Source organism: Frigidibacter sp. (assembly GCF_030695035.1).
In the GTDB taxonomy this organism is placed as follows: Bacteria; Pseudomonadota; Alphaproteobacteria; order Rhodobacterales; family Rhodobacteraceae; genus Frigidibacter.
Genome location: NZ_JAUYTT010000015.1, coordinates 126,357 through 133,734, shown reverse-complemented (window position 1 = coordinate 133,734; position 7,378 = coordinate 126,357). Strand labels below are relative to the sequence as shown.

Annotated in this window: 7 protein-coding genes; 4 read left to right on the top strand and 3 right to left on the bottom strand. The window is 66.3% G+C overall.

The genetic code is table 11. The features are described 5' to 3' along the window. Positions 1-549: 549 nt before the first annotated feature. Both msrQ and msrP read right to left on the bottom strand, forming a co-directional pair. Complete coding sequence (gene msrQ / locus Q8S30_RS16090; protein WP_305667033.1) at positions 550-1,200, bottom strand: protein-methionine-sulfoxide reductase heme-binding subunit MsrQ; 651 nt, start codon at positions 1,198-1,200, stop codon at positions 550-552. Continuing rightward, positions 1,184-2,101 (bottom strand): protein-methionine-sulfoxide reductase catalytic subunit MsrP, encoded by a 918-nt coding sequence (gene msrP / locus Q8S30_RS16085; RefSeq protein ID WP_305667032.1) that lies wholly within the window; start codon positions 2,099-2,101, stop codon positions 1,184-1,186. The genes msrQ and msrP overlap by 17 nt, the downstream gene beginning before the upstream one ends. Positions 2,102-2,296: 195 nt before the next feature. Here msrP and Q8S30_RS16080 point away from each other — a divergent pair, with 195 nt between their 5' ends. Next, positions 2,297-2,731 carry a DUF302 domain-containing protein gene (locus Q8S30_RS16080; RefSeq protein WP_305667031.1) on the top strand — a complete coding sequence of 145 codons (435 nt, stop codon included), beginning with the start codon at positions 2,297-2,299 and terminating at the stop codon, positions 2,729-2,731. A 192-nt stretch (positions 2,732-2,923) separates the two neighbouring features. Then, on the top strand, positions 2,924-3,406 hold the full coding sequence (locus Q8S30_RS16075; protein ID WP_305667030.1) for a fasciclin domain-containing protein: 483 nt from the start codon (positions 2,924-2,926) through the stop codon (positions 3,404-3,406). Positions 3,407-3,467: 61 nt separating this feature from the next. Here Q8S30_RS16075 and clpB read toward each other — a convergent pair whose 3' ends face one another. Next, a complete protein-coding gene (gene clpB, locus Q8S30_RS16070; protein ID WP_305667029.1) occupies positions 3,468-6,083 on the bottom strand; it encodes an ATP-dependent chaperone ClpB in 2,616 nt (871 codons plus the stop codon). A 230-nt stretch (positions 6,084-6,313) separates the two neighbouring features. Here clpB and Q8S30_RS16065 point away from each other — a divergent pair, with 230 nt between their 5' ends. Both Q8S30_RS16065 and pyrF read left to right on the top strand, forming a co-directional pair. Next, on the top strand, positions 6,314-6,559 hold the full coding sequence (locus Q8S30_RS16065) for a hypothetical protein (protein ID WP_305667028.1): 246 nt from the start codon (positions 6,314-6,316) through the stop codon (positions 6,557-6,559). Positions 6,560-6,643: 84 nt separating this feature from the next. Further along, entirely contained in the window at positions 6,644-7,375 is a 732-nt protein-coding gene (gene pyrF, locus Q8S30_RS16060; RefSeq protein WP_305667027.1) for an orotidine-5'-phosphate decarboxylase, read from the top strand. Positions 7,376-7,378: the final 3 nt, after the last annotated feature.

Below are 7,378 nucleotides of genomic sequence, written 5' to 3'. Positions count from 1 at the left end.
GCTGACACTCTCATCATCGGGCCTAAACCCTAAAGAGCCGATATGCAGCGTTCGTCCATCGAAACAGACCAAACCGCCCACATATCTCTTCAGTAAATCCAAAATGTCAAAGAGCACGAGACAAAATCAAACCGGATGCGCCTTGTTTCCTCAGCGCGCCCGCCGAACCTTGTCTCCAGTTTTTCGTTCGCTTTCAGTGTCTTGCGACCCGTCCGGCGCCCCGTTGCGGTGTGTGCCGCTTCGGTGAGGCGTTATTTACGGATGGAGGCCGGGGGCCGCAAGGGCTTTTTTCGAGAAACATGACATTTTCTTCTCACCCGTCATAAAACCCCAATATCTTGCGGTTTAACCTCCTGGCATCCACCATAGCGCGCGGCCCGACGACAGAAAGTTACGCGAAGCAGGGGGTGCGGCGAAACCCGTTTTGGCTTATCCACAGACGCGGTTTCGCGCCCTCGCCAATATCGGCCGAATTGACCCAAGGGCACCCTGCGCGAACCCGCAAATCACCCCGGTTCACACCCGACTCGGCCCCGACTCGGCCATGTGTCACCCGCGAGTCACCCTGCCCCGGGCGAACCAGACCCGCAGCGCCAGCAGCGCCACGATTCCCCCAAGGTAGAGGAACGGCTCCACCGGCCAGGCCTTCACCAGCCACAGGTAATGCACCGCCCCGGCCAGCGCGGCCGGATAGACCAGCTTGTGCAGCAACCGCCAGCGCGCGCCACCTAGCTTGCGGATCGACCAATTATTGGAAGTCAGCGCCAAGGGCAGCAGCATCAGGAACCCCGCCATGCCCATGGTGATGTAGGGCCGCTTCCAGATATCGGCCGCGACCTGCCCCCAGAGCATCCCCATATCCAGCACCAGCCAAGCGGCCAGATGCGCCAGCACATAGAAGAAGGCGATCAGCCCGATCGCGCGGCGGAAGCGCAAGAGGTTCACCCCCGCGATCCGCCGCAGCGGCGTCACCACCAGCCCGCCGACGATGAACTGCAGCCCCAACTCGCCCAGCCGGTGCTCGATCTCGCGCACCGGGTCGATGCCAAGCGTATTGGTGGCCGCCTGCCAGAACAGCCAGACCGCAGGCAGCGCCCCCAGCAGATAGACCGCCCAGACCGGCACGCGCCGCAGCGCGCCGTTGATCCGGGTGGCAAGGTCCGGGGCCGGGGCCGCTCGCGCGTCAGTAGTTCTTTGCAAGGTCCATCCCCGCATAAAGCCCGGCAACCTCGTCGCCATAGCCGTTGAACATCTGCGTCGGCACCCGGCCGGCAAACAGGCCCGCCCCCACGCGCCGCTCGCTGGCCTGGCTCCAGCGCGGATGGTCCACCTCGGGGTTCACATTGGCATAGAAGCCGTATTCCGACCCCTGCATCTGCTTCCAGGTCGCCGGCGGCTCACCTTCCGTCAGGCTGATCCGCACGATGCTCTTGATGCTCTTGAAGCCGTACTTCCAGGGCACCACCAGCCGGATCGGCGCGCCGTTCTGCTTGGGCATCTCCTCGCCATAAAGCCCGGTCGCCAGAATCGTCAGCGGGTTCATCGCCTCGTCGATCCGCAGCCCCTCGCGGTAGGGCCAGTCAAGGATCGCCCGGCGCTGGCCCGGCATCTCCTCTGGCCGCGTCACGGTCTCGAAGGCCACGAACTTCGCGCCCGGCTGCACGCCCACCCGGTCCAGCAGGGTGGACAGCTGGAACCCGATCCACGGCACCACCATCGACCAGGCCTCGACACAGCGCAGGCGGTAGATCCGCTCCTCCAGCGCCACGCCGCCCAGGATGTCGGCAAGATCGTAGCTGCCGGGCCGGTCCACCAGCCCGTCGATCTGCACGGCCCAAGGGTCGGTGGTGAAGGCGCCGCTATTGGCCTTGGGGTCTTCCTTGGCCGTGCCAAACTCATAGAAGTTGTTGTAGCCGGTGATCTCTTCGAACGTGTTCGGCGCCTCATCGGTGGAGTAGCTGGACGGCGTGTAAGACAGCCGTGCCAGCGCTGGCGTCGCGATCAGCGCGGCGGCGCCCGCCATCAGCTGCCGGCGGTTCAGGAAGGCGGCTTTGGGCGTGACATCCGCCCAGGTCAGCGGCGTCTTGAAGCGATAGGTCATACGAAATTCCTCCGGGAGTGCTGCGGGTTCCTGCCTATTCTACGTAGCACGCGGCCCAGAAGTTACTTCACGATCCTGTTTTCTTGGCAAAGCCCCGGCCAGACGCGGCCCTGCCGCGGCAATCTGGCCGTTCCCAAACCCCCCCGTTTGCGGCAATGCTGGCCAAACCCCGTACCGCAGCTTCAGGGAGGAACCATGCGGAGCGCCCTCATCCTCACCTTCATCGCCCTTGCCGCCCCCGCGGCGGCAGAGCCGGCGATCACCCAGACCGCCCAAGACAGCTTCGACAACGTCGCCTTCGCGCTGGAAAGCGCGATTCTCGGCCGCGGCCTCGTCATCGATCATCTCAGCCATGTCGGCGAGATGCTGGAGCGGACCAAGGAAGACGTCGGCAGCACCGTCACCGTCTTCACCCAGGCCGATGTATTCAGCTTCTGCTCGGCCGCGGTCAGCCGGCAGGTGATGGAGGTGAACCCCGCCAACATCCAGTATTGCCCCTATGGCATCTTCCTCTATGAAACGCTGGACGCGCCCGGCACCGTCACCGTCGGCTACCGCGACTACCCCGAAGGCGAGATGCAGGCGGTCGAGGATATGCTGGCCGAGATCGTGGCAGAGGCGCTTGGCTGACCCTCACGCGCGATCACGCAAGATCACCTTCTCTTGCCTTGAAATCCGATGTGGCCGCGGCTTAGTCCGCGGCCTTTTCATGTCAACCGCTCTCGGCGGAAACCGCCGCTGATCCACAAGCGTTTTCCTCCCGTAGCGCTTGCGCTGCCGATCACCGGCGGCACCTACGCAATACAAACGGGAGAGACACCGATGATCCGCAGAACCTTTCTGGCCATGACCGTGGCGGCGACCACCGCCTTCGCCGCTCCGGCCTTCGCGCAGGACGCCGATATCGTCGATACCGCCATCGCCGCGGGCGACTTCACCACGCTGGTCGCCGCCGTCCAGGCCGCCGGCCTGGTCGAGACACTGAAGGGGACGGGCCCCTTCACCGTCTTCGCGCCGACCGATGCCGCCTTCGCCGCGCTGCCCGCTGGCACCGTCGAAGACCTGCTTAAGCCTGAGAACAAGGAGCAGCTCGCCGCAGTGCTGACCTACCACGTCGTGCCGGGCAAGGTGATGTCCACCGACCTCACCGACGGGATGACCGCTGCCACCGTGCAGGGCGCCGACGTTACCATCATGACCGAAGGCGGCGTGAAGGTGAACGCGGCCAACGTGACCACCGCCGATATCGAGGCCAGCAATGGCGTCATCCATGTCATCGACGCGGTGATCCTGCCGCCGATGTAATCGGCACGGACCACGAAAAAGGGGGCCGGTGACGGCCCCCTTTCCTTTTGTGCACCCGGGGTCAGTGAATAACCACCGGCTCCACCTTGGCCCGTGTCGAGGGCGAAACCCGCGCCCCAACCAGCAGCCCGTCATCCCCGGCGCTGACGGTCACCGTCTCGCCATCGCGGACCTCGCCGCCCAGGATCATCTCGGCCAGCGGGTCCTGCAGATGCCGCTGGATCACCCGCTTCAGCGGCCGCGCCCCAAAGACCGGGTCATAGCCCTCATCCGCAAGCCACTGCCGCGCCGCCGCGTCGATCTCGAGCGTGATCTTCCGCCCGGCCAGCCGCTTCTCCAGCCGCTTCAGCTGCAGCGTCACGATCCCGGCCATGTCGCCCCGCGTCAGCCGGTCGAAGATGATCGTCTCGTCCAGCCGGTTCAGGAATTCCGGCCGGAAGTGCTGCCGCACCGCCTCCCTCACCTCGGCCTGCGCCGGGGCCGGGTCCGCGCCTTCGGGCAACTGGCTCAGCGCATAGGCCCCAAGGTTGCTGGTCAGCACGATCAGCGTCTGCTTGAAGTCCACGGTCCGGCCCTGACCATCGGTCAGCACCCCGTCATCCAGCACCTGCAGCAGCACGTTGAACACGTCGGGATGCGCCTTCTCGACCTCGTCGAACAGGATCACCTGATAGGGCCGGCGCCGCACGGCCTCGGTCAGCACCCCGCCCTCGTCATAGCCCACATACCCGGGCGGCGCGCCGATCAGGCGGGCCACCGCGTGCTTCTCCATGAACTCCGACATGTCGATCCGCACCATCGCCTGATCGTCGTCGAACAGGTACTCGGCCACCGCCTTGGTCAGCTCGGTCTTGCCCACGCCGGTCGGCCCCAGGAACAGGAAGCTGCCAAGCGGGCGCCCCTCGTCATTCAGGCCCGCCCGCGCCCGGCGCACGGCATTGGCGACGGCCTTCACCGCCTGCCGCTGGCCGATCACCCGGCCCGCCAGCTCCTCTTCCATCTTCAGCAGCTTCTCGCGCTCGCCCTCCAGCATCTTGCTGGTGGGGATGCCGGTCCAGCGCTCCACCACTTCGGCAATCTGCTCGGGCCGCACCGCTTCCTCGACCATCAACCCGTCTTCCTTGGTCTCGGCCTCGGCCAGCTTGCGCTCCAGCTGCGGGATCACGCCATAGGACAGCTCCCCCGCCTTGCCGAGGTTGCCCTCGCGCTTGGCCTGATCCAGTTCCGCCCGCGCCTTGTCCAGCTGTTCCTTGAGCGTGCGCGAGGCTTCCATCTTGTCGCGCTCCGCCTGCCACTTGGCCGTCATCTCGGCCGAGCGTTCCAGCAGGTCGGCAAGCTCCTTCTCCAGCACTTCCAGCCGGTCCTTGCTGGCGGCGTCATCTTCCTTCTTCAGCGCCTCCGCCTCGATCTGCAGCTGCAGGATCTGCCGGTCCAGCGCGTCCAGTTCTTCGGGTTTGCTGTCAACCTCCATCCGCAGCCGGCTGGCCGCCTCGTCCATCAGGTCGATGGCCTTGTCGGGCAGGAAGCGGTCGGTGATGTAGCGATGGCTCAGCGTCGCCGCCGCCACCAGCGCGCTGTCGCTGATCCGCACCCCGTGATGCAGCTCGTATTTCTCCTTGATCCCGCGCAGGATGCTGATCGTGTCCTCGACCGTCGGCTCATTGACCATCACCGGCTGGAACCGGCGGGCCAGGGCCGCGTCCTTCTCCACATACTTGCGGTATTCATCGAGCGTGGTCGCGCCAACGCAATGCAGCTCACCCCGCGCCAGCGCCGGCTTGATCAGGTTGGCCGCATCCATCGCGCCTTCGGATTTCCCGGCGCCGACCAGCGTGTGCATCTCGTCGATGAACAAGATGATCTCGCCCGCCGCATTGGTGATCTCCGACAGGATCGCCTTCAGCCGCTCCTCGAACTCGCCGCGGTATTTCGCCCCGGCGATCAGCGCGCCCATGTCCAGCGCCATCAGCTTCTTGTTGCGCAGGGATTCCGGCACATCGCCATTGACGATGCGCAGCGCGAGCCCCTCGGCAATCGCGGTCTTGCCCACGCCCGGCTCACCAATCAGCACCGGGTTGTTCTTGGTGCGACGGCTCAGCACCTGCATGGTGCGGCGGATCTCGTCGTCGCGGCCGATGATCGGGTCGATCTTGCCTTCCTCGGCAGCCTCGGTCAGATCGCGCGCATATTTCTTCAGCGCGTCATAGCCTTCCTCGGCGCTGGCGCTGTCGGCGGTGCGGCCCTTGCGGATATCGTTGATCGCGGTGTTGAGGTTCTGCGGCGTCACGGCCCCCGCATCCAGGGCATCCTTGGCGCGGGTGTTCACCATCGCCAGCGCCATCAGGATGCGTTCCACCGGCACGAAGCTGTCGCCCGCCTTCTTGGCGAGTTTCTCGGCCTCGTCCAGCACCCGAACCGTGGTGGTATCGACGTAAGGTTGCCCGCTATCGCCCGAAACCTTCGGGTTCTTGGCAACCGCGGCCGTCACCGCCTCGGACACGCGCGCAGGCTCGCCGCCCGCACGGCGGATCAGGTTGGCAGCCAGCCCCTGATCGTCATCCATCAGCGCTTTCAGCAGATGTTCGGGCATCAGCCGTTGATGCCCCTCGCGCATGGCGATGGTCTGGGCGGCCTGCAAGAAGCCGCGCGACCGTTCCGTGAACTTTTCCATGTTCATCGGGTCTCTCCTCTTCGAAAAGCCCCCGGCATCCGGTCCGCCCGCCGCTGCGGCTCGGCCCTTCCGGGTCTTGTCATTCAGGTGTGATCACTTGCCCCGGCTTTCAAGTCTCCAGCCCCCGCGACAAACGCGCCATCGCGGAAACCATATCGCAACATCTGGGCTGCAGGCTGAGCCAGAGCCACGGAGAATCCGATGACAGCCAGACACTTCCCCGGGGGGCCCGCCTGATGCGCATCCTCTCCGCCCGCGTCCTGCGCGCCCGCCACCTCAAGGACCTCGGCCGTGTCGAGGCGATGGTGATGCTGCTGGTCAAGCCAGACGGGCTGGCCCCGCCCTACGAGGCCCGCGTCCTCACCTCGGCCCCCGCCCGCGCCCCCGGCGCCGCGCCCCTGCGCGACCGGCTGCTCGCCAGTGCCAAGCTGCTGCACGCCATCCACGCGCAAGACCTGCCCCGCAGCCGCCGCGCGGCCTGAAACCCGGCAAGCTCCTTGGCCTTCGCGCTTGACCTGCGCCTGCCCTGCCGCCAGATGGACGCGACCCAGCGCAGGAGCCCCGCCATGACCCCTTCCCCCCTTGCCGATGACCGCCTGATCGTCGCCATCGACCTGCCCGACGCCCTCTCCGGGCTGGAACTGGCCAAAAAGCTGGGCGACGCAGTGTCCTTCTACAAGATCGGCCTCGGGATGCTGACCGGCGGCGGCCTCGCGCTGGCCAGCGAGCTGAAGGACGAACACGGCAAGCGCATCTTCCTCGACATGAAGCTCTTCGACATCGGCGCCACGGTCGAGGCTGCTGTGCGCGGCCTTGCCCGCTATGACCTCGATTTCCTGACGGTGCACGGCGATCCTAACGTGGTGCGGGCTGCGAAAGAGGGCGCGGGCGGATCGGTGACAAAGATCCTCGCCGTTACCATCCTCACCTCGCTCGACCGCGCCGATCTCGATGCCGCACTAATCCGCCCGGGCGATCTGGCAGGCATCGTGGTCGAACGCGCCGCCCGCGCGCTGGCCGCCGGCGCCGATGGCGTCATCGCCTCGCCGCAGGAAGCCGCCCTGATCCGCGCCCTGCCCGAAGCCGCCGGCAAGCTGATCGTCACCCCCGGCGTGCGCCCGGCCGGTACCGATCTTGGGGATCAGAAGCGCGTCACCACCCCGGCGCAGGCGATTGCGGACGGGGTCGACCACATCGTCGTCGGCCGCCCGGTCTGGCGCGCCGCCGATCCGCGGGCCGCCGCGGAAGCCATCGTCGCCGAGCTGTCCTCGCCCCAAGCCCGCCGCCCGAACTCCTGAACG

Coding starts and splice junctions, on each gene's coding strand:
- pyrF (WP_305667027.1), top strand. CDS start 6,644: ATGACCCCTTCCCCCCTTGCCGATGACCGCCTGATCGTCGCCATCGAC.
- msrP (WP_305667032.1), bottom strand. CDS start 2,101: ATGACCTATCGCTTCAAGACGCCGCTGACCTGGGCGGATGTCACGCCC.
- clpB (WP_305667029.1), bottom strand. CDS start 6,083: ATGAACATGGAAAAGTTCACGGAACGGTCGCGCGGCTTCTTGCAGGCC.
- Q8S30_RS16080 (WP_305667031.1), top strand. CDS start 2,297: ATGCGGAGCGCCCTCATCCTCACCTTCATCGCCCTTGCCGCCCCCGCG.
- Q8S30_RS16065 (WP_305667028.1), top strand. CDS start 6,314: ATGCGCATCCTCTCCGCCCGCGTCCTGCGCGCCCGCCACCTCAAGGAC.
- Q8S30_RS16075 (WP_305667030.1), top strand. CDS start 2,924: ATGATCCGCAGAACCTTTCTGGCCATGACCGTGGCGGCGACCACCGCC.